The organism is Pontibacter kalidii (genome assembly GCF_026278245.1).
GTDB lineage: Bacteria > Bacteroidota > Bacteroidia > Cytophagales > Hymenobacteraceae > Pontibacter > Pontibacter kalidii.
In genome coordinates this window covers 3,838,033-3,864,081 of record NZ_CP111079.1, presented here as the reverse complement: position 1 = coordinate 3,864,081, position 26,049 = coordinate 3,838,033, and the positions used below count along the sequence as shown (strand labels likewise).

Below are 26,049 nucleotides of genomic sequence, written 5' to 3'. Positions count from 1 at the left end.
CTCCGCTCTTTCGGATTTGCAATTAGGAGTGTTCGGAAGTTGTTTACGTTTTCATATTGGCAAAGACAATCTCTGGTTTTCCTCCTGCTATGACGATAAGCAAGGCCGTGATACGTTCATCAAGCTCCATGGCAAATCTTCTTTTGGCGGTTTTGTATCCCAGCTCATTTACTTTCCTGTAGACCAACAGCATCATGGCCAGTATCAGCGTCATGTAAAGGATGATTTTGATACCGTTGAGGCTGACCGTGAGCAGATGGGAGAGGTTGAGCTCCTGCTTGAGAAAGCGGAAGAAGACCTCTATGTCCCAGCGCCTGCGGTAGAGCCTGGCAATGGCCTTAGCCGATACGTCAAAGCGGTTGGTGAGCAAGGGAATCACTTTGCCTTTGTCGGTCACAGCTTTGATGAGGCGAAAAGGCACCTCGACCTGCTTGCCATGGGAGTAGAGCCAACACAACTCATCGCTGAGGATGCGCACGTTGCCTACCCGCTCTCCAGCCGCCGTCGAGAAACAAGTGCCGGTTTGGCAGCGGGCATTCTTCTTGAGCCGGGTGATAAACCAAAGCTGCTTTGCATCTATCCGGCAAAAGCTCCTGCGCTGCTGCACGCCCCTGTCGAAGACAACCACGTTGTCCTCGGCTGCTACCTGGCCCAGGATAAGCCTGGCAATGGTCTTGTCCTCGCTCAACTCGGATTGTTTGGAAAACAGCTCCACGGAGGAGGGAAACAGGTCCTGCAGGGCCAGCGTGTACTTGATCTGTTTTTTGCCGTCCTTCTTGCGCCCCACACGCATACCGGCCTCCAATTTGTTGGCCTGCTCGCAAACCATGGTCGAGTCAACCCGGGTAATGGAGTGGCCTGCTGCCTGCTGCTCCCCGTAGTGGCGCGAGAAGAGGTGATAGACCTGCTGATAGGCCTGCTCAAAAAAGCTCACTGGCATGGTGGCCAGCCTGTCGGAGAGGGAGCTGTGGCTGATCTGGGAAGAGGCATCGAGCTTGGCAAATGCCCGGAACTTAGCTGTGTTGAAATAATCTGCCAGGCTCCGCTGCCCTATTCTCTCATCACTTATCAGACCGTAGAGCAGTAGGTAAAACATGCTGCGCCCATACAACTTATGCACCTTGTAATCAACTCTCGTCTGATGGGCAAGAGCAGAAAAGCTCTCCTCGGGAATATACTGCAGTAAGGATTCCACGCTTACTTTGGTAGAGGATATAATAGCGGCCATAACTTTTATGCATTATCCCTTCTTTTACGATTCCATAACTCTTCCGAACACTCCTAATTGCAAATCCGAAAAAGCAAGTGTCTTGGCAAATCAAAAAAGCAATGGGAAGTACAGATCCACGCTACTGCCGCCGCTCTTCGGGATTTGTAATCCCGAAGTACCTACTATGAGGATTTGTAATCCGACCTTTACTCCAGCAATATAACATCCAGAAGCCCGGGTTGGCCAGCGTAATTCAGTGCTGAACTATACAGGTAATGCTCTGGCTCGGCTACAATTTCAGCTACTACAGGGTTTTGATGGATGTACTCCAGCTTCTGCTCCATGAACGCATTTGTGTGTAGTTCTTTGGCTTCGTTGCCGTCCAGCCAGAATTTGAAGTTCTTGGTTTTTAAATCATTGGTCGCTGTATAAGCAAAACGGTTGAGCAGCCAGTCTTTGCGGCTTTCGTTTTCTTCCTGTATGGCCTTTAGGATAGCTTTGCTGGAGAACTTTTTAAAGTCACGAAGTATGTCTGAAAGGTTATACCCGTCTCGTGCTCCGACAATTAGATGAAGGTGATTGCTCATCAGGCACCAGGCGTATAGCTCCAGCCCTTTGTGCTGCTGGCAATATCTTAGAGAATCTATCAGAATATGCCGGTATGTTGGGCGGGTAAATACATCCACCCAATCTACTACCGTCAGTGTGAGGAAGTATAAATAACCTGCATGTATTTTATTCTTCAGTCCCATGCAGGTTTGTACGGCTGTTCGGGGCGGATTATAAATCCTTGTAGTAGAAAACTTTCGGATCGCGAATCCGAAAGAGCGGGACAACCATGCCCAACCATGCCGCAAGTTTAGCGAGAACGCAACTTGTGGCTTGCGATGAGGCCAGTTTGTAACTGGCGAAAGTATAAGAATGAAAGAAACACCAGTTACAAACTGACTACCATAAATCACCGCCAGATACCGCTGCGCTCAAACTGGCGGTATAAATTACTCCCCTACTTCAACAGCACCCTGATCATCTGCGGATCACTTTGCAAAGTGCGGAGGTTCTGTTTTAGCTGCTCCAGCTCCCGGTGCAGGTCTTCTTTGGCTGATTTGAACTTCTGGTCCATTTGTTTGGGAGTGCCGCAAAAGCGGGTGTAAAAGCCAGCGTTCGGGCCAGTTAAGAAATCATGGAGCTCTGCTTTTAGCTCCTCTACCTGGTCAGTCAGAATTTGCACGTAATACTGCAGCTGCTCATCGGGAAGTGTGCCCAATGCCTGGCCTTGTTCCTGCATAAACTCCATCTGCAGGCGCAGCAGCTCAAAAAAGTCGTCGTGGTGGTAGGCCTGGGTGACGCGTTTCATCGCTTCCTCTTTCCAGGCGCGTTTGGCTTCGTCGCGCTCTTTGTCGGGGTGAAGCTGCTTGGCCAGTTCGGTGTACACGCGGCGGCTGGCCTTGCTGATGTTGCTGAGTTCGGCTTTCGCCTGGGCTTCCTTGGCCAGCTGCGCTTTGGTTTTGCGGCTTTTCTGGCGGTTCTGTTTTTCCCGTTCCCTTTGCTCCGTTTCCCGGTCCAGTTGCGCCTGAATGCGCTCAAAATCATCCAGATCTTCGAATTCATCCTCTAACCCGAGCTCATCAGGTATAACCTCCTCTACATCTTCCGCTGCAAAGGTGGTGCGTTCGGCATAGGTGAACTCAGCATACTTGTCGTGCAGCTCCACCATGTCGCGGCGCTCGTAGCTGGAGACCAGGTCGAAGGTGATATTCTCGATTAGCGCAGCCAGTTTTTCTTTCTCCCGAAAGCTGAAGATGGATAGCGCATACGCGGCATCCAGTAAGTATGCCAGCTCCACGCGCCTCTCCAGCTGCTGCTCAATAATGGGCCGCAACTCCTTTTCGATACGCTTTTGGGCCAGGTTTATACTTTTACGCCCGGCAGCTAATTCCTGCTTCAGTTGCCCGATCTGCTCCGTTTTCTGGTTGAACTCCTGCTGCAGCTTGCTCAGTTTCCGGTTGCCCGGGGAGGTGATTTGTGGGGTAAGTGAAGGAACAGGTTTATTGGAGTGGGGCATACGAGTTGGCAAAGGTAAAACGCAAAGACCTGCAATTTACCAAAATTTTTAGCCTCATACGTTACTGCTGTGCATCGAAAGGGATGAAGCGGCCGTTCTGCAGCATGTATAACGTGGTGCGGTTGTCTTCTATCACCGAGATGCCATCTGTCTTCAGGCTGGTCATTTGCTGCCGGCGCGGGTTGCGCACCAGCGAGTCCTGCGGGGCCAGTCTTAGCTGAAAGGTGCTGTAGCGGCTGCCGTTCAGCTGTTGGGCAGGGTAAGCGGCTACTTTCACCTCCTGTGGTTTCCGGGTATAGTCGAGGAAGGCCAGGATGTGGATGGAGTCGTTCTGCAGCACCTGCACGGCATAGTCCGGGGTGCTGTTGCCGTTGAGGTTGCCGCGCAGGTAGAGCGGGTTGTCAACCTGCGCCGTTTTGTTGGCCATAGCCTGGTCGGTGAGGGTGGCAACCTGTGCCTGCGGCTGCTTTTGCTGCAGCAGTCTGGTCAAGGTGTCGGGGAGCGGGTGCAGAATGGTACCCTCTTCGGCCACCTGCGCGATGCTGTCGATGGTGGCTTTGGTTCCGGTGTCTACCTGTTCCGCTATCAACTCATCGCTGGCAGCGCGGTTATAGTTACCGTCGGCCGAGTCGGAGCCGCAGGAGGCCAGGAGTATAAGTATGGCAGGTGCTATAAAGTATAATTTCATCTGTATTGGTTTAGCGGTAGTTCGTCTTAAAGTATGATTCCATACCAGGCCGCCCTCCGGAAGGTTGCAAAGTATAAACTGCTGGCCTCACGGAGCTTATAAAACCTGTAACCGCTTTGGTAAGTCCTCCAACTTAAAACGTTTCAGGAAGCTCTCTGCAGCGGTTATACTCTCAGGTTCCCAACTTAACGTGTCTGTAGTCTTCTGTGCGTCTACAAGGTATAGCCCTCCGCTTTAGCACAGGCGCACACAAGCCAGGTGTTCAGGACAAAGGGCATTTTAGCGCATTTTTGTCAACTCCGCTCTTCCCATACCAGTTGCATACAGCGGCGTAATACCTGTATAGTCTCACTCAAAAGGTATAGCTGCTATGAGCCAATTGGAGCAAAATAAACAGAATGCCATCGCTTTTTACGATCTGATGTTCAACCAATGCCGTCCGGGCGAGGCAATCAACAGGTATGTAGGCGAGGTATACATCCAGCACAACCCGCATGTAGGCGATGGCAAGGATGCCTTTGTCGAATACTTTGAGCGGATGGCGCGGGAGTACCCGGGAAAGAAGGCTGAGGTCAGGCGCGTGCTCGCAGAAGGTAATTATGTCGTGTTACACTGCTGGCAGCACTGGCCTGGCGACTCTGACTATGCCGGCATCGATATTTTCCGCTTTGATGAACAAGGCAAAATCGTGGAGCACTGGGATGTGTTGCAGGTGATTCCGGAGACCTCGGCCAATGACAATACCATGTTCTAAATTTTTCGTTACCTGATGCACAGGGTTAAGTATACTTTACGATCGCTTAAAATAAAAAGCGCCTGAAACCATAGGCTCCAGGCGCTTTCCATATGCTTATACTTTTACGTGTGCGTTAGTCCCAGTAAGCGGGATCCGTCACTTCTTTGCCATCCGCAGCGAAAACAACTTTTTTGTCCTCGCCTTTCTGGTCCAGCTCTACCTGGTAATAGGTAGTTCCGTCTTTCTCCAGTTGCTCCACATCGTCGAGGCGCATGCCTTTGTAGCTTTGATCTATGGCGGCTTTCACGGATTGGGGCAGGTCTTTTTCCATCACGTCGCGCTTGGTCATCAGAATCTTGCCCGATGGGTCTATCAGCACATTGTGGTCTATTCTGTCCACATCGAAATCCGCTTCGTAATTAGCGCCATCCATCTCCCATTCCAGGTCGGTGGCATTGGCGTACTGCTGTGTTAAGACAGCCGCTACTGCTTGTGGTACATCTTTCGTGGCTACATCCTGTGCCTGGGCGGCTATAACTGAAGCTCCAACAAAGGCAAATCCAACTAATATCTTCTTCATGTCTCTTAACTTTAAATGTTAAATAATATTTTGAAGTGTAAACTTACGGCACGAATCTGAAGCAAATCTGAACTATCTGCTTGATTGATAGATATATGGGAAGTTCTATGCTTTGTCATTGCCCTGAAAGCTGGTCTGAACTGGTATGCCGCTGGGGTCAATGAACTGCAGCTGCTGGCGCGGGTATACCGGTATAATCTTTTTGCGGTATTCGGGCTTGGCCGTTTCCCTGGCCAGGCGCAGCGACAGCTCGCTTTTCCATTTGCGGCGCTCGCGGGCACCCACCAGGTAGCGGACGATGATGTTGGTCCAGGATTCCTCCATGGAGACAAAGACCTGCGGCTTTTCGGCGATGTCGTAGTCCAGTCCGGAACGTTCCAGCAAGGCGGTATAGCCACGGGCCGGCTCTACCATGTAATTACCCAATAACTCCTCGGCCACTTTCCCGATCACCTCCATCGAGAGCGGCAGGTCAGATTCGTTTGCCACGCTAATGGCCAGCTCATCCCATACATAAGGGAAGTCGCGGGTAAGGTTGATGACGGTGCCGGTGAGAATCTCGTTGTTAGGGAACGTAACCAGGCGCCCTGTAGGCTGCTCGGCATGCACAAAACCTGGCTGGTAGGGGGCACCAATTTCCCAAACGGTGGTGGTCAGGAAGTCGATCCGGTAAACATCCCCAAACACGTCGCCCACGCGCACCCTGTCGCCCACCCGGTAATAGCCCTGGAAGGAGTTGAGCAGCCAGCCCGTAAAGCTCTCGATCGGCGTCTGCAGCGCCCACGACAGCGCCAGGCCGATCAGGCCAAGCGAGCCCAGAAGCGCCCTGATGTCGCCGGCCACCACACTAATGGCTATCCCTATGGCCAGCAGCCACACGGCAATAGAGAACAGCGAAATAATGGCGTTGGAGCGCTCCCAGCGGCCCAGCACCTTATGGAGCAGCAGCCGCAGCAGCCGTACCGCGCCCCAGGCCAGCAGCAGCATGCCCAGGGCTATCAGCATTTTGGGCAGGTTGTAGAAAAAACTATCCCAGAGGCCCTGTAGCGCACCTATCGCCTCGCTTGCCGACTCCTTGCTAGACAATACTGCTGCGGTGTCTTCTGCTGCCGCGGCTTGTGCCACGGAGTCGTTGGCCAACAGGTCCTCCACGGCTACTTCCTCAATAATGGCTACCGTGTCTACGGTTTCCTGCTCGCTGCCTTGCGCCAGCCCCGCCTCGCCAGGAGCGAAAAGCAACATGATAAAGCCCGTAATCGCCACTGCCAGGATAGAGGCCTGCCGGAAGTTTTTCAGCCTGCTTTTAGCTCCCTCCACGGCCGAACCGCGCGTTGCCCTTCTCCGGGTCCTGATTTTACGGCGGGCTCTGCCGATGGTCCGGGAGCTGCGGCCTGTGCCGTAAGTATAATCTGCCTCTGTGGTGTAGCGGGCGCTGCCGTAGCTAGCTTTTCGCGGAAGCCTGCGGGCGGAGCCTCTGGTGTTCCGGCTGTTGTATGATGATGGCATGGGCGTTCGTGTATATTGCTGTCGGGGCCTCGTTTCAGACCTTAACCTCCCTATACGGAAGAATACGGTGAGATTTATCTATCTGATGGCACGGAAGGTCCGCTGCGCCATTTTGCCGTGAAGAGCCGGTCTTTATACTTGCTGCTGATAACCAGAAGGATAATTCATACCTGCGGCAGGTTTTTACGTATCCATTCTTTGAACTAAAACAATAATGCTATGTACAAACCAAACCTTACAAAGATATGCATGCTGCTGATGGGTGTGCTGCTCTCTTTTAGTGTGTATGCGCAGGACGCCAAACCCAAAGCCAGTCCGGCAGCCACAGCCACCGGCAAAGTAGGCGACGCCACGGTTACAGTAAACTACAGCAGCCCATCGGTAAGGGGCCGCAACATTTGGGGCGATCTGGTTCCTTACGGACAGGTATGGCGCTCCGGTGCCAACGAGGCCACTACCGTAACCTTCGATCAGGATGTGATGGTAGAGGGTGAGAAGCTGGCGGCGGGCACCTACAGTTTCTATACTTTACCCTCTGAGGAGGAGTGGACGGTGATCTTCAACAAAAATGCCAAGCAGTGGGGCACGGAGTACGACGAGAGCCAGGATGCGCTGCGGGTACAGGTAACGCCTCGCGAATCCGGCGAGATGAACGAGCGCCTGAAGTATGAGGTAACCGACGAAGGCTTGCTGCTGAGTTGGGAGAATCTGGAGGTGCCGGTTAGGATAACGGCTAGCAAGTAAGCTAAGCGTATGCGTTAAGAAAAGGGGCAGTTGCATTGTAGCAGCTGCCCCTTTTTGTTTATACTTTCAAAATTGCTTTTGCCTATTACCGGAGGCTGAGTATACTTTATACTTAAGCTATTCCGCTGTTCCGGAAATCCGTGCCCGGAACCTCTCTGCTTCGGATCTCCAGATCCAAGTAAACCATACTTTATACTTGGCGTTTTATACTTGCTGCTATACTTTTATACTTTGCTGGCGCAAGCGTCCGCTTGTGCCTCTCTTAGCCGCCGCTTGCTTCCACTGGAGCCAAGCTATCCTTACTAGCTGCCGCTGATCCTCAGTCTTACTAACCTATCGTTTCATCTCTGGCTGTGGTGCTCTCCAGCCCGAGAGGGCTCGTCCTCGGGCATCGCGCGGTGTACATTTCCTTTGCTTGACCTGCGGTCTCCGCAATTTCGCTAAAGCGAAACCGGAAATCTACAAGGCGCTCAACCCAAGGACTGGGTATCAGTTCGATAGCCACTGCTATTTGTCATCTCGACCTTTGGGAGAGATCTCTTTAGAATTCCCAATTGATCCCTCGCGCTGCTCGATAGGACAGGGAAAGGAGCAAGTATAACTCCCTCTCCTGTTTTTAGGAGAGGGCTGGGGTGAGGTGAAATGCTCTTCCTCGGAGGGGTTGGGGTGGGTTATACTTTTGCTGATAATAACAGCAACTATAAAACTTATACTTCAGCATCAGTAATGCCAGGCTCCCCTCCTTGGCTAAGGAGGGGTAGGGGTGGTTGGACCCGGTATTAGCTCCCTCCCCTGTTTTTAGGGGAGGGTTGGGGAGGGGTAATCTTCCCATAAATCCCCATCCAGACCAAAGACACTTACACCCAAAAAATCTCCCCAATCAAAGTACAAATCCATATTGTTTCCAAGCTGCTGATTCTGTACTTTTCTCTTTGCTAAGCGCAAGGCCTATGAGACAAAGCATCACCCGGGAGCTGATTTACAGCATTGCCCGGCACAGTAACTGGCACGCAGCCAGTATCGAAAACAAACTTCGGAGCGAGGGGCTTTACGCCACACCCCGCAACTGGGCTACCTTTATCCGGCTGTTCTTGCTGGGCGCGGGTGCCAGTTTTACACTGGCGGGCGTTATCTTCTTTTTCGCCTACAACTGGGCCGACATGCACAAGTTCGTGAAGCTGGGCCTGCTGGAGTTCCTGGTGCTGGCTATCACCATCGCCGCGCTTGTGCCCAGCTTCAGTAAAACCCTCCGGAATGTGCTGCTCACAGCCAGTGCCGTGCTGGTGGGTGTGCTGTTTGCCGTGTATGGGCAGATCTACCAGACCGGTGCCAATGCCTTCGACTTCTTCTGGGGCTGGACCTATTGCGTGGTGCTGTGGGTGCTGGTGGCCAACTTTCAGCCGCTGTGGTTTGTGTTTCTGGCGCTGCTCAACACTACGTTTATACTTTATACCCAGCAGGTAGCCACCCACTGGGGCTTCGCGCTGGTGCTGGATGCGCTGTTTATACTTAATGCCGGGGCCGTGGTGGTGTGGGAGGTACTGGCGGCAAAAGGAAAGGTAAACGTGCAGCACAGGTGGTTCCCCAGAATAGTGGGGCTGGCGGCGATTGCCTTTATTACGGTAAGTATGATCTCGCTCCTGTTCAACAATTTTAGGGAAGACTATGGGTTGGCGCTTTTGTTGGGCTTTGGCATGTATGGCACGGCCACCTGGTACGGCCTGCGGGTGCGCGAGCTGTTTTACCTCACGGCTGTTCCGTTCAGCGCCATTGCCTTTTTGACGGCGCTCATCCTCCGGGTGGGGGAGAACCTACCCGAGCTGATGCTCATGCTGGCCACGGTGTTCGTGATTGGCAGCATCACCTTGCTGGTGCAATACCTGGGCAACCTTTACCGACAGTGGCATGGCCAATAATGATAACATACAGCTCGATGCGCTGCTACAGGAGATTGCGCAGGAGCAGCCCGGCTTCACCTACGACCAGGACAGCATAGCGGCGGAAAACACTGCCACGGCATCGCTGCTAAAGCGTGTGCCGATCAAGGTCCTCACTATCCTGGGCGGTTTGCTGGGCATGGGCACCTTCATTGGGTTTTTGCTGGCGGCGGGCTTGTATAACTCCAGTTTGGGGATGCTGTTCTTTGGCCTCTGCGGGTTGGTTGGAGCGGAATGGCTGATCCGAACGAACAAAGAAGCCGCAGCAGATTCAGTCAGCGTTTCGCTCTACATCATGGGCTATGTGCTGCTGGCTATCGGAACCGGGCAGTTTGCAGAAGAGGTGGTTGATAGTGATACAGCTGTGGCGTTGGTGCTGGCTTGCGCGGCGGCGGTAGCCATCGGGATTTCCGTGAGCGCGATCGGGGTATTTGTCGCGGTGCTGGTGCTCAATGGGAGTCTGTTGAGCCTGATCTTTATCAGTGAAGTTTTTTCGCTCTCGCACGGGTTTATTGCCCTGCTTGCCTTCACTCTTACCTACCTAAGTTTGAACGAAGCGAAGCTGATCGCTGCTTCCCGCCGCTTTGCCCTGGTGCTCGGTCCGGTGAGGATGGGCGTGATCTTCTCGCTGGTGATTACATTAGGGTTGTTTGTGCATCAGAAGTTTCTTGCTTCCCCCATTGAGCATTTTTGGGTCTCCAGCCTCTTCCTGATTGCTTGCCTGCTGCTGCTCGTGTACCATGTAGTAAAGGATGCGGCCATATCCAGCCTAAAGACCAAACTGGTGATGTATACCAGCACGACGCTGCTGCTGGCGCCTTTTATACTTACCCCTTCGGTGCCGGGGGCGCTGCTTATACTTCTGGCCAGCTTTTACATCGGCCACAAACCAGGCTTCTGGGTGGGCTTGCTGGCCCTCGTATACTTCATCATCCTCTACTACTACGACCTGAACATGACATTGCTCGCCAAATCCGGGGTGCTGGTGGCGAGCGGGCTGCTGTTCCTGGGTGGGTTTATACTTCTCAACAATTACCTCAAACGCCATGCTGACTAAACGGACGTTCATCATACTTACAAACCTGGTGCTGGTGCTGGTGATGTTTAACTTTTCGGTAGCGGAGAAGGAGGAGGTGCTGGAGCACGGCGAGCTGGTGCTGCTGGAGCTGGCCCCCGTAGACCCGCGCTCGCTCATGCAGGGCGACTACATGCGCTTGAGCTACGCCATCAGCCAGGCAGAGGAGCTGGAAAAGCTGCCCGCCAGTGGCTATGCCGTGGTAACGCTCGATGAACAGCAGGTGGCGCATCTGGTCCGTTACCAGGAAAACGAAACCCCGCTGCACGCGCAGGAGCATCTGCTAAAGTATACCAAAGGCGAGTGGAGCATCAACCTGGGTGCCGAGTCATACTTTTTCGAAGAGGGCCAGGCCAAGGTGTTTGAAGCGGCCGAGTATGGTGGGCTGAAGGTAAATGAGAAAGGCAATAGTATCCTTATCGGGTTGTATGATGCGCAGCGGCAGCTGATTCAGCCGGAGCGGAAGTAAAGGTTAGCGATTTTTGTTCTGGAAGTCCTTATTTCGTGTAAGTTATACTTTTATACTTTTGCTATACTTTCATACTTTGCTGGCGCAAGTCTTCAGACTTGTGTCCTACTATGAGGTCAAGTTTGCAACTTGACTGGCTCGCAGAGCCATACTTTATACTTGCTTCAGCTATACTTTCCCAGAGCCACAGCATCCTTCTGTTTGAACCAAGCTATACTTACTAGCTGCCGCTGACCCTCAATCTTACTAACCTATCGTTTCATCTCTGACTTTGGTGCTCTCAAGCCCGAGAGGGCTCGTCCTGGGGGTAGGGGCCCTCGATAAGGGCATCGCGCGGTGTACATTTCCTTTGCTTGACCTGCGGTCTCCGCAATTTCGCTAAAGCGAAACCGGAAATCTACAAGGCGCTCCACCCAAGGACTGGGATCAGATTCGATAGCTGCGGCTATACAACATGAACCGGACTCCCTCCCCTGTTTTTAGGGGAGGGCTGGGGAGGGGTGAAGCAGTGGGTTAGGGGTGGTTGCAATGCCGCTACTTTGCCTGCAGCTCCTGCCTGCTCATCTTCCGCAACTCCTCCAACCTGAACCTATCCAGAAAACGCTGCGCATCTGTTATACTTTCCTGCTGCCAACCCAGCATGCGGGCCATGGTTTGCCAGAACGCTTTGCTGCTGAGCCCGCTTTTGCGCATCTCCGAAATAGAAAGCGAATCGTGGGATTTGGAGAGTTTGCCGCCCCCGGGCTCCAGCACCAGCGGGTGGTGCACAAAGTTTATACTTGTAAACGCCTCCGCACCAAGCAGCCGGGCCAGGTAAAGCTGTGCCGCCGTGGAGGTGAGCAAATCCTCGCCCCGCACAATGGTGTTTATGCCCATCTCCAAATCATCGGCCAGCGAGGCAACCTGATAGGCCGGAATGCCCTCCTTGCGCAGCACCACAAAGTCAGGGATCTCCTCGGCTAGCCTTACCGTGCAGGTCTGCAGCAATTGGTCGTTAAAAGTAATTTCGGTGCCCTCGGGAATGCGGAGGCGCCAGGCAGTACCGTTTTGCTGCAGGGGCAGCCGTTCGTGGCGGCAGCTGTGCAGGTGGCAGTTGCTGCCCGTGTGCACAGACAGCTGCTTACGGGAGCAGGGGCAGGCGTAAACAACTCCCTGTTCTACCAGTTGCTGCAGCAGGGCATGGTAGCGCGGCAGGCGCAGGTGCTGCGAGTAGTTTTTCAGAAAATCCTCGGCATCGGCAGGGCCTTCATCGTAATCCAGCCCCATAAAGTGCAGCGTCTCGAAGATATCCTGCAGGTACTCGGGCCGGAAGCGGGCATTGTCCAGGTCATCAATGCGAAGTATAACCGTGCCGTTTTGCTGCCGCGCCAGCGCCCACGTAATAGCAAACGAGAGCGCATTGCCCAGATGCAGGTAGCCGCTGGGGGTAGGGGCAATGCGGGTTTTCAGCATTTGGGGCATAATTTATACTTCGGTTGCTACGGCTGAGGGTTTACACTTTTAATGGCAGTTACGCTTCCTGTTTCTGAATGATCCACTTGTCGGTAGCGTGCTTTCTGAGGGCGTAGTATCCTACGGGCAGATCGGCTAACGCTAGTATAGAGGCGTCCAGCTTTATGATTTCACCAAGTCCTACAACCCTGGCAACGCGCTCAAAATCCTCCAACTCATCATTGCTAAAGAACTGCCAGGCGCCGTCATCAGCATCATGCGATACGTGCGTGATCGGCTTCTTTTCTTCCAGAACAAAGGAGGGGGTGAAAACTGCCGTATTGAGCGGCTCTATAAATCTTTTTGCTGACTGAGCTTTCTTTTTACCAAATCCGAACAAGGCCATGGCTAAGGTTAAGGAGATAAATTTTATGAATTAAATTGACGCCCAAAAAGGCATCATAACTCACTGTACCTTCGGCTCCTACTTTCGCGTATATAGGGTTTACCTAATCCGCCCAGATAGGACTTAGGCTTAAATTTACGTAATTTAGAAAAATCCGCAGCGCCCGCTTTTTCCGGGGTGCGCCATTTTTTACTTGACCCGTCTTTAGTTTATGGAAATCCTGTTCGATCAGATGCCCAACCCTTTTACGTATTTTGTGCCCTTGTTTTTCCTGTTGATCGTGGCCGAGGCCTATATCAGCTACCGCGAGGACAAGGAGCTCTACAGCCTGAAGGACTCGCTTGCCAGCACCTGGGTAGGGCTGGGGGCCGCCGCGCTGAACACGCTCACCAAAGCGTATCAGATCGGGCTGTTCTTCCTGTTCTACCAGCTTTTTGAGCCGCTACGCGTCGAGTACCTGGGCTACGATAACCTGGGCTGGGCCTGGTGGGTGTGGGTGCTCTGCCTCATCGGCGACGACTTTAACTTTTACTGGCACCACCGCTTCTGCCATACCATCAGGCTGTTCTGGGCGGCGCACCTGGTGCACCACTCCTCCGATAAGTTTAACCTGGGCACTGCCTTCCGCAACGGCTGGACCATCTTCCTCTACAAGCCTGTTTATTGGCTGTGGCTTCCTATACTTGGCTTTAACCCGGTGATGATCGCCCTGTGCATGTCGTTCAACTCGATTTATCAGTTCTTCCTGCACTCCACGCTGGTGCCCAGGATTCCGGTGTTCGGGCAGATCTTTAACACGCCTTGGGTACACCAGGTGCACCACGCTCGCAACATAGAATACCTCGACCGTAACCACGGCGGCATCCTCATTATCTGGGACAGGATGTTTGGCACCTATATGGATAAGGACAAGCACCTGAAGACAGAATTCGGAGTGCTGCACCCGCCTACCAAGCACGATCCTCTTACGCTAAACTTTCATGAGTTTAACGATATCTGGAAAGATGTACGCAGCGTGAAGTCGTGGAAAGCGAAGTTTATGTATGTTTTCGGCCCTCCTGGCTGGAGCCACGACGGCAGCCGCAAAACCTCTAAAATGCTGCAGCAGGAGCTGGAGCAGCAGCAACAGCAGCAGAAAGCCATGCCTGCTCAGCAAGAAGAGCAGGTAGAGTTGGTGGCTCAGTAGCAGAGTTAAACCAAAACAGAGCCGCCCCCGAAGTATGATCTTATACTTCGGGGGCGGTTTTTTTATGCGGGACTCATACTTTGCCACTGCGCCTAGTAGCCGGCCAGTATGTACTTGTCCTTGCGCAGCTTCCGGAAAATGGAGCGGGCCAGGTGGTTGTTCAGTGTATCGTAACCGGCGGAGATGCCCTCGACCAAGGAGTTGGCGTACCACACGGGCTGCATCGAGTTTACATCGATCAGATAGGTGTGGTACGACGTGCTGGGCTGCGAGCTGGCGGTGGTGCTGCTCACGTGCTCAAAGTGGACGGTGGAGTAATTCGTGCTATACCAGTAGTTGCCTTGCTTCACGAACAGGATGCCGTCTACGCCGGTAGCGCGTACTTTTTGCAGGAACTCACTGTAGCCGATGTCGGTGTTCAGGTCAAACACCTCCGACGACTTTACCAGCCTGGTTTGGGCGCTGGGGTGATCCAGGTTGCGGACCAGCGTCTTCTCCAGGTGCCTGCGATATTTCTCGTTCTCCAGGTTATTGAACTTGCCCCGGATGTGCTGCTCATAGGTAATGGAGTCGAGCTGGCTTATCTCGGCTGTGGCGCTCACCACCAGCGTCATCAGTCCAACGTACTGTTTCTGGGGTTTCTTTACTTTGGCCGTGGAGGTAGAGGTAACGGCGCAGCCGGAAAGCAACAAGAGGCAGAGTGCCAGCAAAGGTAGTACTGTCTTCGTCATGATTAGCAGTGGGTTTTGGGTTATGAATTACACCTTAAAATAGTATAAAAAGTTATAAGGTGCAATCCGGTTTACTCCTCCCTGGCTGTGAACCCCACCGGAATCAGCAGGTCGCCCTTGTCGTACATGTTCAGGTACAGGCTTAGCGTATCGGTGCCGCCCTCCCAATATACTTTGTACAGGTCCAGCATGCCGGCGTTGCCGAACAGGCCGTTTGGGGTGTCGAAGGCGCAGCAACTTCCTTCGCGGTAATAGCCTACCGCCTCGCCGTTAGGGCCCAGTAGCGCGTTCAGGAAGCGCCTCTCGTTCAGGGGGCCGCTTTGCTCGCGCGCACCGCCCACCTTTATCGCGTTCTTTTGCTCATAGCCATAGGTCTTGTCGTCAGCGTGTGCCGTTAGCTTATAGGTTCTGTCGTCGAGGTGTTCCACGGCCGTGGTGCGGGTGTCGCCGATGCCTTGGTTGCTGCCGGTGCCCTGCTTTTGGGTGGCGCAGGCGGTAATAATAGAAGCGGCAACAAGGGAGAGTATAAGTTTTTTCATGTGGGGGTGAGTTATGGTTTAAGGTGATGTTTTTCTACTTTATACTTTGGCCAGCGGCATGCGCATCTGGTAGAGGTCGAGGCCTTTGGCCCAGAAATCTTTCTCTGTCTGCTCCAGCGCAAAGCCCACCTTCTCATAAAACCTGTATACCAGCTGTGTCGTCCGGACGATGACCATGTTTATACCGGGCTTGCTGCTGATAACCTGGAGCCGGTGCTGCAGGAGCTGTGTGCCAATGCCCTTGCCCTGAAAGTTGGGGTGAATCATATCCCAGGAGATGCGGGCCAGGTGCTCATCGGGGAAGTAGTTGATGCCGCCTGCGCCGACCAGCTTCCCGCTTTCTTCCACTACAAAGTAATCCTCCACGTGCTCTTCCAGGTACGCTGCAAAGTCGCTCTCTTCTTCCGCTGCGAAGTAGGTCGGGGTATTGAGGCGCAGCAAGTATAAAAGCTGCTCTTTGTCTGCCGGGGTGTAGGGTCGGATCATGTGGGGAAGTATAAGTTACTGCGCGTTTATCAGCTTAAAGGACTTTCCGATCTCATCCAGCAGCGGGAGGAATGCTGTGGGTATGGATAGATGGTGCCAGCGGCTCGGTTTTTTTCTTATTTAGCAACAACAGGCCCGCCATACTGTTCTTTTTTCATAGCCGGGGATTGTGTTTACTCAACGATAACAGGAGAGCGAACCTGGACGAGGCATATACAATTCCTGGGCGGATATACAGATACAACACGAGCCCCACTAAACATACTAATGCCCCAAATCCAGTTGGAAGCACGGCACCAAATGTATAGGTCATCCCAACCACGAACCCAAGCAGGCACTCGGCTCGATAGATTGGGAAGAAAATGGCAAGAGGGAGCAATGCTAAAATCAGGTAGTCCGTAATATCAGGATACCCAAAAGTAAAGCAAGCGGCTATTAGGATTCCGAACAGCAAAGCGCCTGCAAAACCATAAAGTACGCCTGGTAAAAGCCTGCGAGCTTCAGCACCTTCATACTTGTCGAAGGCTCGCTTTTGGATGCGATACAGGAGAAACAAAGTCAGCAAAGGGAGCAACAGGGCACCCCACCAATTCGAAATGGCGGGCAAATCTTTATTTGCCGAAATATGATGACTTGGCACGCCTCCGTGATAATGGTCCCAGATCAGAAGTGCCCCTACAGCAATGGATGCTATGCCTGTAAGGTAAAGGCGGGCTTTAAACAATTGCTTCTTATCCATAAATCCTGTATTGAATTTATCTTTTTAGTTTATTGGCACTCTGTCGGTTTATACTTGGCTGCTAATACTTGAAGGATTGGCGTAGTGGCAAACTTGGAGCATTTCATTGTCATCCAAACATAATAAGCCATTAAATAATCGGGCTAAAAATGGGTCTGCTTTTCTCATTCGCCCATCACCAGGTGTAACGGAGGTTGCATACACCTTAATCAAAACCTCATTGCATTTAGGAACGGGTTTCTCGTTGTCCTGTAATTCCAAGACATCTGCAGTTCCGTATCGCTCATAAATAACTGCTTTCATAAAACCTGCTTCGTTGTGCTTGTATAGTTGCCACCAAGGTATTTGGCTTTGCGGTGGCGTAGCTACTGTAAATGTGTTGTTGGCGGCTGGCTATTAGTCCGATTAATTATATAAGGGCGATTTTCTCCTGCGAAGTGTGGCAAGCATGACAAGGCCAAATACGATCTCAATAGCTGCACCCACCAGAAGCGTTGTATGGGAAGGTGAGTCCATGGTAAATAGCAGGTAGGCTGCCATTCCTAATCCAATGCCTAAGGCCCAGTAGAGCCTTGCACTGTAGAGCGTCGCAAACATCAGATACCTGCCCCCGATGATAAGGAGCATGCCCTGGAAGAACCATTCTACTTTTTGAAAAGACAGTCCATAGGCCAGGGGTATGCACATGATCATGAATACAGTTCCTTCCATGGCAAGCCTGCCCAGGGGATTACCTTGTGCGTGAGTACCTCTAGCTCCCAGAATTTTATTGAGCAGAACGCTGACAGGGTGAATAAGAACGCCTCCGGGAAGTAAGGTCCAAACCGCTTTTTCAGGCGATACATATATGGCTACAAGTGCTGAAACAAGCCAAACCGTTCCTGATACCACCACCCCAGGGTAACCATGCAGGTAGGCAGCACGCATATCCTGCTGGGCGCTTTTCATGTGCTGTAAATCTTGTACAGTGCCTTCTGTAACTTGATCTACGTTTACTAAGGTCGTCTTATTCATCCGATTTAGAAGTATGAGAATTCCGAGTAAGCTTCTAATTTTTTGATTTGTTACACTTTCTGGCTAACGGTTAGTATAAACGGCGGCGGAGGCCGTCGGCCGATGCTGGCGTTTATACAGTGTTGTGTTTCGTTCTTTTATTTTTGTTATACAGCTTCTTCTTCAACCTCCACTAATTCTGCTAATTTTAATGCAATTTTTAGCAATGATTCTTCATTAGTGTCAAGGCCACTTCTTGAACCTAATAATGGACTTACTTCACGAAGTCTGTCAAATGTGGTATTGTGTACAATCGGAACGAGTAAATCGCGTGCTAGAAGTGCTGAAAGTTCTTTATCTGCAATACCTTCATTTCTTACTCTTTCTAAAAAGGATGGCGTTACCAAAACTAACCCAACTTTTGATTTGGCTAATCCTTTGTCAATCTCGCGAAGTAATGATGAGCCTAATAAAACATCCTTTTCGCTAAACCATACAGATACTCCATTTGCCTCGAGCAAATCGTGAAGTTCCTTTGCAGCACCTTTTCGGTCATCCCAAGCGTGGCATAGAAAAACATCCCGAAGGTCAGGTGTAATTGAGCGTCTCTCAATATTTTCACGAATTGGTGTTAGTGTTCGTACTTCCGTTGGTGTATAATAAACACCAGATGAAGGTCTGGACCATCTCGGTTTACTGCTCCTTGAACTTCCCCCTCCGGAACTTCTACTTCCGTAACTACTGCTACTTGAAGAGTAAGATGAAGTATAGGATGGATATGAGCTATATCCGCGAGAACGTCCTCCGCAGGCAGGGCAGTCAGCTGCTGCGCTGGCTGTTCTATGTCCTCTTGATGGTGCTGTACATCTTGCCATATATTTTATTTATTTTTTATTTTATGAATTAAACACAACGGTGCTGGTACAGGCTGCGGGCGAGGCGCAGCTGAGTATGGAGCCTGTGCGGTGTTGGCGGAAGCTGTTTTCAACCACCAATTGAATTTCTAAAAAACCTATAACATTCTTCTGTACTTATGTTGGCTACAACGTTAAAGTACCAATCACCACCGTCTTGTACTTCTACTATTTCTTTTTTCCAGTCTTTGTGGTCAAATTCGCTCTCTTTGGAAAAACAGTTTATCCAAATCAGTTTCTGCCCCTTTTCATTTATGCCCCCAAAATATTGTCTTCTATAAGTGGAAAGGTCATTGACTTCTCCGATAGCTAAACTGTCAGCACCTATTTCATCAACTTCTGCACATCTTCTCAGGATTCTCTCGGCAATTACAATATCATCAAGCGAAGGTGTAAAGGGAGTAATAGTGTCTTTTTCCTTAGGTCTTAATAGCATGCTAAATGTAAACACATCACGGTTTGGTGACTCATGCTCGCTGAATACCACACCAGAGAAACTATCAGTTTCAACAAGTACGTTGGCAGAACTATCTATAGAAGTAACTGAGTATTCCATACCGTTAATTTCCTGTGTTTCTGTCTTACTGCTGCACGACGTGAAGTATAGCAAGATTATCAGCAAGAATATAAGGTGCTTCATTTTCCTTTATAGTTAAAGTTACCGCCAACTAGCAGCTAAACGGAAGTTTATTCGGCTTATCTGCACTATATGTGGAATAGCACGATGTGCCTCTTTCTAAGCCATTCATTTAGTTAAAGCCTCGCCTTTTTGCGGCAGCAGTTTCCGTAGCAGAAAATAAACGGCGGCATACACTACTGCCCATGAGGCAATATCAATTACAAACTTCATGTTGAATAAACCTTCGCTGAGCAAATCATACTCAAACCCGACGAAGGTGTGCACGAGCTTCACAACAACATAGGTTATTAAAAGCGGGATGAAAGCCGCGCGTTTAGAGTCCATTCTCATGTTCATTCATCAGGCTATAAAAAACCCATAGATGTAGGCGCCCGCTACTATGCCCAGCACCAGCAACAGGATAACGTTGGCTATGAGCGGGATTTTTACATGTCTCTTCTTCTTTGCGTCGTACAAACTGCTTCCCATAACAAGTATAAGCAGCAGTGAATTGATGGCGGTCAGTGCTTTGTTGATCGTCATCCAGATATCTCGGAAGGTTAGTGCCATGGGCTTTTCTCGGTTATGATGAAGTAGTATAGTGGCAAAACAATATAAGAAATTTTCAATAATACTGTAGCACCATTGAAATATTTTATACTTGCGTTATACTTTGTAGATGCCCGCGCACAAAAAAACAGCTGCCAAAGTATAATTACTCTGGCAGCTGCGCTAAGTATAAATCAGTAAGTATAACTAGCCTTGCGTAAAGCAGCTCTGGTCGGTTAGCAGCAGCCTCTCCACCGGAAACCCCTTCAGTTCGGCCAGTTGCACCAGCCGCTCCAGCACGTCCTGGTCCAGGGTGGGGGTGCGGGAGAGGATCCAGAGGCTTTCGCGGTCGGGTGCGCCTACCAGGGCATAGGCATAGTCGGGGTCCAGCTCCAGCACCCAGTAATCGCCCCGGAAAGGCCAGAAGAACTGCACGCGCAGCTTGCTGTTATTGCTGCCCTCCACCGGAAATCCCTTGCCCTCGGCCACTTCCAATTTTCCATTCGGCCCGCCTTTGCGGCAGGCGTTCTGCACCTCCACATACCCCCCGCCGGGGTTCAGGCTGTACTCAGCGTACACACAGTGGCAGGATTTTTCGTATCGCTGCGGCAGGCGCGCAATTTCATACCAACGGCCCATGTAGCGGTTCAGATCCACGTGGGCCACGGTTTTAAGCGGAGCATGGTTGCGGCTGCGGCTGGTAAGTATGGCCGCACCGGCCAGCACGGCTCCGGCGGTAAGCAATAGCTTGGTCTCCTTTTTCATAGTTTCTGGTTAAAGCCGTTTGGCCATCAGGTAGTGCTGTATGGTTCCGAACAGCAGGTGTGTCTTCTCTACTGTTTCATACCCGTTGCGGCGGTAAAAGTTCACGGCATTTTCGCGGGCCTGCAGCGTGATGCGCTCTGCTCCCAGGGCGCGGGCGCGGGCCTCCATGTACTGCAGCAGCAGGTCGCCGAGGCGCTTGCCCTGCTGGTCGCTGCGGATGCCCATAAAACGCAGCTGCCCCTCCTGCGGCGCGCTCAGGTGCAGGCGGCACACGCCCAGGGCCTCCCCGGCATCGCTTACCAGCATGGCATGAATGGCGGTGGCATCGTCGTCGGCGCGCTCGCTGCCCTCGGGCTGTCCCCAAGGTTGGCGCAGCGTCTGGTAGCGCAGGCGGTAATACTGCTCAAATTGTCCGGGCGTGGCGGGCTCTAGGATTCTCATTGTGTAATGGCTTACTGGTTATAGGGTTGGTTTATACTTTGTTTTGCGTGAGGGATGGAGCGGTTGTCTGAGCTCCTCCGAAAGCTTTCTGAGAGCGAGCCGCGAGAGCCCGACGGCTGTGCCGGCACGCCCCAATGACACCTCTGCCCCCTCTCTTGCTTATACTTTAAAATCTGATTCTGCTATACGTGGCAGTTCCGGCAATTAACCCGTGCCGCCATTTAACGTGCCGCAGGTTACGCATTGCCTGACGCTGCAATTAGCAACTAACAATTAGCAATTAAGCAATAACTTTGTACGCAAAATTCAGGTAAATCAATTCTTAAAAGCATAAGTATAAAACTATGGCATCTTTCGACATTGTAAGCAAGGTAGACCCGCAGACCATGGACAACGCCGTGAACGTGGCCCGCAAGGAGATCCTGAACCGCTACGACTTCCGCGACACCAAAGGCAGCATCGAGTTCGACAAGAAAAACAACGTGGTGAACATCGCCATGGAAAACGAAATGCGGGTGCAGCACACCGAGGACGTGCTCATCGGTAAAATGGTGAAACAGGGCCTCGACGCCACCGCCCTCGACTTTACGAAGGAGGCCTACCAGTCTGGCGCCATGCTGAAGAAGGATATTAAGGTGAAGGCCGGTATTGATAAGGAGACTTCTAAAAAGATCATGAAGATCATCAAGGACAGCAAGCTGAAGGTGTCGGCCGCCATAATGGACGAAACCATACGCGTTACCGCCAAGAAGATAGATGACCTGCAAGGGGTGATTGCCCTGCTGCGCACTAACGCCGAGGAGATAGGCATGCCGCTGCAGTACGTGAACATGAAGAGCTAAAAACTGAATTGTTGGTTGCTGATTGTTGGGGAATTCACCTTAGTAAGTTGCTACGTTCATTAATTGCCAAGACAGCGTGCCGCGGGTGTTTTTTGCCTTTTGATAAACAGCAAGCAGCCTATATAAGTATAGCTAAAGCAATTAACAATCAGCAATCGACAATTAAGTAGACTATGGAAATCTTCGCCAATCCGGATACCTGGATAAGCCTGCTCACCCTGACCTTTATGGAGGTGGTGCTGGGCATCGACAATATTGTTTTTATCTCCATTATTGTGAGCCGTCTGCCGAAGGAGCAGCAGGCTAAGGGGCGCAACATCGGCCTTACGCTGGCGTTGGTGTTCCGCGTGATCCTGCTCTTGTTCATCTCCTGGATCGTGAGCGCCTCCGACCCGATCTTCTCAATCAATCTGCCGTTTACTGAGGAGGATTTCGCCGTCTCGTGGCGCGACATCATCCTTTTTGCCGGTGGTTTGTTCCTGTTGGCCAAGTCTGTTACCGAGATCCACAACAAGCTGGAGGGCGAGGAGGAAACCCATGCCGAAGGCAAGGCATACGCTACGCTGGGCCAGGTGCTCATCCAGATCATCCTCATCGACATCGTGTTCTCCTTCGACTCCATACTTACGGCCGTAGGCCTGGCGCAGGAGGTGATCATCATGATCATCGCCGTGATCCTAGCCATGATCATTATGCTGATTTTTGCCAAGTACGTGAGCGACTTCGTAAACAAGCACCCTACGGTGAAGATGCTGGCCCTGGCCTTCCTGCTCCTGATCGGCTTTATGCTGGTGGTGGAGGCGCTGCACCAGCACATCCCGAAAGGCTACATCTACTTTGCCATGTTCTTCTCGCTGTTAGTAGAAATGCTGAACATGCGCCTGCGCAAGAAAACCACACCGGTACACCTGCGCCAGAGCGAGATAGTAGATACCGAGGAGCAGGGAGTTGTGAAATAATTTACGTCTAGGAAGTATAAAGCAGCACCGGCACCCCTGTAACAGGCGGTGCCGGTGCTGCTTTATACTTTGTGTCATAGTCAGGGCTGGGGGCATTCATTGTAGGACAGGCGGGGGACTCCGGTAGTTGCTTTGGCTAAAGTATAAGTTTATAGCTGGAGCTGGTGTCCTCGCGCGGACAGGTCACGACCTGTCCCTACAAGTATAAACCTCTCCCTAGGCGTCCGCTCTTTCGGATTTGCAATCCGGAAGTATGGTTTTATCAGGATTTGTAATCCGGTTTAACACTTTGCCAGCTGTAGAGCTGCGGCTAAAAACTAAAAGCCGGATTGCAAATCCTCTTATTAGGTGCTTCGGGATGATAAATCCCGAAGAGCAACTGGTAATTCTGTAGCACCGGGTCCAACCACCCCTGCCCCTCCTTAGCCAAGGAGGGGAGCTCTGTTCAAGCTTCGTCAGCGGCGGCTATCGAATCTGATCCCAGTCTTTCCGTGGGGGTAGGGGCCCTCGAAAAAGAGCGCCTTGTGAGATCCGGTGCTCAACTTGTTGAGCAGCCCGAGACACGAGGGCAGGAGGGAACACAGCGCGATGCGGGAAGACGAGCCCTCTCGGGCTGGAGAGCACCAAAGCGTGCTATGAAAAGAGCAGGGTAAACAGCCGTGGATGAAGCCGCAGCTAGCAAGTATAGCCAAAGCAAATATTAAAGTATGGCTAAAGTATAAACTGGCAAGTATACACAGGGCCGAGGAAAAAAGGCACGGGCTGCAAGTCCGCGCCAGCAATGGATATTTACTCTGCAAAGTGTAGCGCAGAACAACTAAGCAAGAATAGTAATCGAAACCATAGGCCCGGAGGAGGCAAAACCTTACACCTCAAGCAGCTTATCTGCAGATTTTAAGTATATTAGCTACATACTATACAAATTTTACCATGCGCCACACTGCTGTTGCTGTTTTGCTGCTGTTCACGCTGGTAGGGCTGTCCCTGCTGAGCCTCTGGCTGCTGACCCCACCAGCGCCTGTGCCTGCCGATGCTCCTGCCACCGAGTTCTCCGCGGAGCGGGCCATGGTGCATGTGCGGCAAATAGCGCAGCAACCGCATGCCATGGGTACAAAGGAGCACGCCAGGGTGAGGAACTACCTGCTGCGGCAACTGGAGCGACTGGGGCTGGAGCCGCAGGTGCAGGAGGCCGTTGCTGTGAACGGAGAGGGCGGGGCAGCCACATTGGGGTATGTATACAACCTGATCGGGCGCTTAAAAGGCACCGGTGAAACGGGCAAAGCCATCCTCCTGATGGCCCATTACGACTCGCAGCCCAACGCCCGGGGTGCCGGCGACGATGGCGCTGGCGTGGCTGCCATCCTCGAAACCATCCGCGCCCTGCAGCAGGAAGGGCCACTGCAGCACGACGTAATCGTGCTGCTCACCGACGGCGAAGAGTATGGCCTGTATGGTGCCCGCGCTTTTCTCAGGCACCCCTGGGCAGAGGAGGTGGCGCTGGTGCTCAACCTGGAGGGCCGGGGCAACGAGGGGCCAAGTATGACCTTTGAGATGAGCCCGCAAAACGGCTGGCTGGCCAAACAGTACACCCAAGCCGCGCCCTACCCCTTCGTAAGCTCCCTGGGCTACGAGATCTACAGCCGCATGCCTAATGACACCGATTTCACCGTGTTCCGGGAGGACGGCTACAGTGGCCTGAATGCTGCGTTTATAGATGGCTTTGTGCACTACCACAAGGCCACCGATGCGCCCGAAAACCTGAGCCTGCGCAGCCTGCAGCACCACGGCAGTAACCTGCTGGCCCTTACCCGTCACTTCGGCCATACTTCTTTAGCGCAAACCAAAGCCCCCGACAGGGTGTTTTTCAACGCCATCGGCTCATGGGTGATCAACTACAAGCCCAACCTGAACCTGCTCTGGGTAGCCTTGTCTACGCTGCTGCTGTTTGTAACGGTGCGCGTGGCGCTGCAGCAGGGGGTGGCAAAGGTGCGCGGAATTATCATGGGCTTTTTGTTGTACCTGCTGCTGGTGGTCGCCATCACCTTCCTTTTTTACCCGATAAACGAGCTGGTGTGGGCGCAGCTGCCGCTTTCGCACCGGCATAATGGCTTGTATAGTTCCGATGTCTTTTTTGCGGCGTACCTGTTTCTGGCGCTGGGGCTTTTTCTGCTCCTGAGCCGGCTCGCGCTGCGCTGGATGCGGGTGGTTTCGCTGCTGCTGGGCGTATTTATACTGCAGTTCATCCTTTTGCTGGCCCTGTACCTGCTTATGCCGAACGGGTCTTACCTGCTCCTGTTCCCGTTGCTGTTCAGCCTGGGCGGGGCGTTGGCGCTGCTGCTGATGGGCTGGGGAGGAGACTCCGAATTAGAGCCGAAGTATACTTTAATCTTACTGCTGACAAGTGTGCCGGCTGTGTTTATGCTGCTGCCCATGGCGCAGGTGGTGTTCATGGCCTTTTCGCTGCAACTGCCCTATGGCACCGTGCTGCTGGTGCTGCTACTAGCCGGACTGCTGCTACCGCTGCTGGTCTTCGTGGCGCGCGCCCTTGGCTGGAAAGGTATGCCGCTGCTGTCGCTGCTCTTTCTGCTAATAGGCGGGTTGCTGACATTGATGGCCATTGCAGGGGAGAAGCCTTCCGCCGAAAAGCCGCTGCACAGCCATGTGAGTTACTACCTGAACGCGGATTCCGGCAACGCCTGGTGGGCCTCCCGCTTCCATACCACCGATGATTGGAACCAGCAGTTCTTTCCCGACGCCACCACCGCGCCACTTACGGAGATGTACCCGCATGCCTCTATCCAGTACCTGAAGAATAAGGCTGAACCACTGGACCTGCCTGCCCCGACAGCCCAGGTGCTGCAGGATTCGGTGGCTGGCGGGACGCGCATCCTTCGCCTGAAGCTAGCCTCGCCGCTCGGTGGCGCCCACCTGGAGCTGGCGCTGCAAGCTGAGGACCCCGGAGCGATTGATAGTATAAAGCTGGCGGGCGAGGACCTGCAACTAAAGCCTGTAAAAACCGATGGCGGAGAAGTATACTTTACCCGTTTTCATGGCCTGCCCGAAAGCAAAGAGGTGACGCTGGAGCTTCGCCTGCATCCTGGCACGCCGCTTACGCTGCACCTCCTCGACCAGAGCATTGGCCTGCCGCAGCAGTTGGTAAAAACGCCCCGCCCCGCCCACGCTATTCCCGACCAGGGCCGCGACAGCAATCTGACGGTAGTACGGAAGAGCTATACTTTCTAAATGAGAAGGCAGCACTAGGTATGGCTATTTTGTCCTCTAGGGAGGGGGGTAAGCCGTAAGAGCTTCACCATTGGGGAGGGTACTAAGTTTCTTCCAGAAGGATAATGCCGTTTATACTTCAGGCTAACACTGTCCTTGTGCTAATACTGACAAGTATAAGCATGAGATATGGAGGAGGTAAGTATAAGTATAAGTA

At 52.3% G+C, this 26,049-nt stretch carries 29 protein-coding genes; 9 read left to right on the top strand and 20 right to left on the bottom strand.

The annotated features are described in order from the left end of the window. Window positions 1–43: 43 nt before the first annotated feature. The 4 genes from OH144_RS16135 to OH144_RS16120 all read right to left on the bottom strand — a co-directional run bounded on the left by OH144_RS16135 (window position 44) and on the right by OH144_RS16120 (window position 3,963). Entirely contained in the window at window positions 44–1,228 is a 1,185-nt protein-coding gene (locus OH144_RS16135; protein WP_266203304.1) for an IS4 family transposase, read from the bottom strand. Window positions 1,229–1,416: 188 nt separating this feature from the next. Next, a complete protein-coding gene (locus OH144_RS16130) occupies window positions 1,417–1,962 on the bottom strand; it encodes an REP-associated tyrosine transposase (protein WP_266203303.1) in 546 nt (181 codons plus the stop codon). Window positions 1,963–2,216: 254 nt separating this feature from the next. Beyond that, a complete protein-coding gene (locus OH144_RS16125) occupies window positions 2,217–3,275 on the bottom strand; it encodes a coiled-coil domain-containing protein (protein ID WP_266203302.1) in 1,059 nt (352 codons plus the stop codon). Between the two features lie 61 nt (window positions 3,276–3,336). Further along, window positions 3,337–3,963, bottom strand: coding sequence for a hypothetical protein (locus OH144_RS16120; protein ID WP_266203301.1), 627 nt, complete (start codon window positions 3,961–3,963; stop codon window positions 3,337–3,339). Window positions 3,964–4,333: 370 nt separating this feature from the next. Between OH144_RS16120 and OH144_RS16115 the strand changes: the two genes are divergently transcribed. Continuing rightward, a complete protein-coding gene (locus OH144_RS16115; protein ID WP_266203300.1) occupies window positions 4,334–4,717 on the top strand; it encodes a nuclear transport factor 2 family protein in 384 nt (127 codons plus the stop codon). Window positions 4,718–4,832: 115 nt separating this feature from the next. Here the strand turns inward: OH144_RS16115 and OH144_RS16110 are convergent, their stop codons facing one another. Then, window positions 4,833–5,279 (bottom strand): PepSY-like domain-containing protein, encoded by a 447-nt coding sequence (locus OH144_RS16110; protein WP_266203299.1) that lies wholly within the window; start codon window positions 5,277–5,279, stop codon window positions 4,833–4,835. A 105-nt stretch (window positions 5,280–5,384) separates the two neighbouring features. After that, complete coding sequence (locus tag OH144_RS16105) at window positions 5,385–6,785, bottom strand: mechanosensitive ion channel family protein (RefSeq protein WP_266203298.1); 1,401 nt, start codon at window positions 6,783–6,785, stop codon at window positions 5,385–5,387. Between the two features lie 219 nt (window positions 6,786–7,004). Here OH144_RS16105 and OH144_RS16100 point away from each other — a divergent pair, with 219 nt between their 5' ends. The 4 genes from OH144_RS16100 to OH144_RS16085 all read left to right on the top strand — a co-directional run bounded on the left by OH144_RS16100 (window position 7,005) and on the right by OH144_RS16085 (window position 11,010). Beyond that, the gene (locus OH144_RS16100) at window positions 7,005–7,529 is read left to right on the top strand and encodes a DUF2911 domain-containing protein (RefSeq protein WP_266203297.1); all 525 of its coding nucleotides are present in this window, start codon (window positions 7,005–7,007) and stop codon (window positions 7,527–7,529) included. Between the two features lie 950 nt (window positions 7,530–8,479). Further along, window positions 8,480–9,445 (top strand): DUF2157 domain-containing protein, encoded by a 966-nt coding sequence (locus OH144_RS16095; protein ID WP_266203296.1) that lies wholly within the window; start codon window positions 8,480–8,482, stop codon window positions 9,443–9,445. Then, the gene (locus OH144_RS16090; RefSeq protein WP_266203295.1) at window positions 9,435–10,523 is read left to right on the top strand and encodes a DUF4401 domain-containing protein; all 1,089 of its coding nucleotides are present in this window, start codon (window positions 9,435–9,437) and stop codon (window positions 10,521–10,523) included. Before OH144_RS16095 ends, OH144_RS16090 begins: the two co-directional genes overlap by 11 nt. Next, window positions 10,513–11,010, top strand: coding sequence for a GDYXXLXY domain-containing protein (locus OH144_RS16085; protein ID WP_266203294.1), 498 nt, complete (start codon window positions 10,513–10,515; stop codon window positions 11,008–11,010). The genes OH144_RS16090 and OH144_RS16085 overlap by 11 nt, the downstream gene beginning before the upstream one ends. A gap of 534 nt (window positions 11,011–11,544) precedes the next feature. On the opposite strand, the gene OH144_RS16080 is transcribed toward OH144_RS16085, so the two are convergent. Next, complete coding sequence (locus tag OH144_RS16080; protein ID WP_266203293.1) at window positions 11,545–12,471, bottom strand: glutamate--tRNA ligase family protein; 927 nt, start codon at window positions 12,469–12,471, stop codon at window positions 11,545–11,547. Between the two features lie 49 nt (window positions 12,472–12,520). Next, a complete protein-coding gene (locus OH144_RS16075; protein WP_266203292.1) occupies window positions 12,521–12,847 on the bottom strand; it encodes a hypothetical protein in 327 nt (108 codons plus the stop codon). Window positions 12,848–13,058: 211 nt separating this feature from the next. Between OH144_RS16075 and OH144_RS16070 the strand changes: the two genes are divergently transcribed. Next, on the top strand, window positions 13,059–14,033 hold the full coding sequence (locus tag OH144_RS16070) for a sterol desaturase family protein (RefSeq protein ID WP_266203291.1): 975 nt from the start codon (window positions 13,059–13,061) through the stop codon (window positions 14,031–14,033). Window positions 14,034–14,125: 92 nt separating this feature from the next. Here OH144_RS16070 and OH144_RS16065 read toward each other — a convergent pair whose 3' ends face one another. The 12 genes from OH144_RS16065 to OH144_RS16010 all read right to left on the bottom strand — a co-directional run bounded on the left by OH144_RS16065 (window position 14,126) and on the right by OH144_RS16010 (window position 20,809). Further along, window positions 14,126–14,764, bottom strand: coding sequence for a hypothetical protein (locus OH144_RS16065; protein WP_266203290.1), 639 nt, complete (start codon window positions 14,762–14,764; stop codon window positions 14,126–14,128). A 71-nt stretch (window positions 14,765–14,835) separates the two neighbouring features. Beyond that, complete coding sequence (locus OH144_RS16060; protein WP_266203289.1) at window positions 14,836–15,303, bottom strand: hypothetical protein; 468 nt, start codon at window positions 15,301–15,303, stop codon at window positions 14,836–14,838. 39 nt (window positions 15,304–15,342) lie between these two features. After that, the gene (locus OH144_RS16055; RefSeq protein WP_266203288.1) at window positions 15,343–15,789 is read right to left on the bottom strand and encodes a GNAT family N-acetyltransferase; all 447 of its coding nucleotides are present in this window, start codon (window positions 15,787–15,789) and stop codon (window positions 15,343–15,345) included. A gap of 154 nt (window positions 15,790–15,943) precedes the next feature. Then, on the bottom strand, window positions 15,944–16,528 hold the full coding sequence (locus OH144_RS16050; protein ID WP_266203287.1) for a hypothetical protein: 585 nt from the start codon (window positions 16,526–16,528) through the stop codon (window positions 15,944–15,946). 48 nt (window positions 16,529–16,576) lie between these two features. Beyond that, complete coding sequence (locus tag OH144_RS16045; protein ID WP_266203286.1) at window positions 16,577–16,831, bottom strand: hypothetical protein; 255 nt, start codon at window positions 16,829–16,831, stop codon at window positions 16,577–16,579. A 102-nt stretch (window positions 16,832–16,933) separates the two neighbouring features. Beyond that, window positions 16,934–17,542: a DUF7010 family protein gene (locus tag OH144_RS16040; protein WP_266203285.1), complete on the bottom strand. Its 609-nt coding sequence runs from the start codon at window positions 17,540–17,542 to the stop codon at window positions 16,934–16,936. 146 nt (window positions 17,543–17,688) lie between these two features. Then, window positions 17,689–18,396, bottom strand: a complete 708-nt coding sequence (locus tag OH144_RS16035; RefSeq protein WP_266203284.1) for a toll/interleukin-1 receptor domain-containing protein — start codon at window positions 18,394–18,396, stop codon at window positions 17,689–17,691. Window positions 18,397–18,505: 109 nt separating this feature from the next. Next, the gene (locus OH144_RS16030) at window positions 18,506–19,075 is read right to left on the bottom strand and encodes a hypothetical protein (RefSeq protein WP_266203283.1); all 570 of its coding nucleotides are present in this window, start codon (window positions 19,073–19,075) and stop codon (window positions 18,506–18,508) included. 105 nt (window positions 19,076–19,180) lie between these two features. After that, the gene (locus OH144_RS16025) at window positions 19,181–19,411 is read right to left on the bottom strand and encodes a hypothetical protein (RefSeq protein ID WP_266203282.1); all 231 of its coding nucleotides are present in this window, start codon (window positions 19,409–19,411) and stop codon (window positions 19,181–19,183) included. A 3-nt stretch (window positions 19,412–19,414) separates the two neighbouring features. After that, window positions 19,415–19,624: a hypothetical protein gene (locus tag OH144_RS16020; RefSeq protein WP_266203281.1), complete on the bottom strand. Its 210-nt coding sequence runs from the start codon at window positions 19,622–19,624 to the stop codon at window positions 19,415–19,417. A gap of 186 nt (window positions 19,625–19,810) precedes the next feature. Beyond that, the gene (locus OH144_RS16015) at window positions 19,811–20,368 is read right to left on the bottom strand and encodes a lipocalin family protein (protein ID WP_266203280.1); all 558 of its coding nucleotides are present in this window, start codon (window positions 20,366–20,368) and stop codon (window positions 19,811–19,813) included. Window positions 20,369–20,377: 9 nt separating this feature from the next. After that, window positions 20,378–20,809, bottom strand: coding sequence for a GNAT family N-acetyltransferase (locus tag OH144_RS16010; protein ID WP_266203279.1), 432 nt, complete (start codon window positions 20,807–20,809; stop codon window positions 20,378–20,380). Window positions 20,810–21,153: 344 nt separating this feature from the next. Here OH144_RS16010 and OH144_RS16005 point away from each other — a divergent pair, with 344 nt between their 5' ends. From OH144_RS16005 to OH144_RS15995, 3 genes are all read left to right on the top strand, one after another. Continuing rightward, window positions 21,154–21,651, top strand: a complete 498-nt coding sequence (locus OH144_RS16005) for a YajQ family cyclic di-GMP-binding protein (RefSeq protein ID WP_266203278.1) — start codon at window positions 21,154–21,156, stop codon at window positions 21,649–21,651. A 173-nt stretch (window positions 21,652–21,824) separates the two neighbouring features. Then, entirely contained in the window at window positions 21,825–22,610 is a 786-nt protein-coding gene (locus OH144_RS16000) for a TerC family protein (protein ID WP_266203277.1), read from the top strand. 930 nt (window positions 22,611–23,540) lie between these two features. Continuing rightward, on the top strand, window positions 23,541–25,853 hold the full coding sequence (locus OH144_RS15995; RefSeq protein ID WP_266203276.1) for a M20/M25/M40 family metallo-hydrolase: 2,313 nt from the start codon (window positions 23,541–23,543) through the stop codon (window positions 25,851–25,853). Window positions 25,854–26,049: the final 196 nt, after the last annotated feature.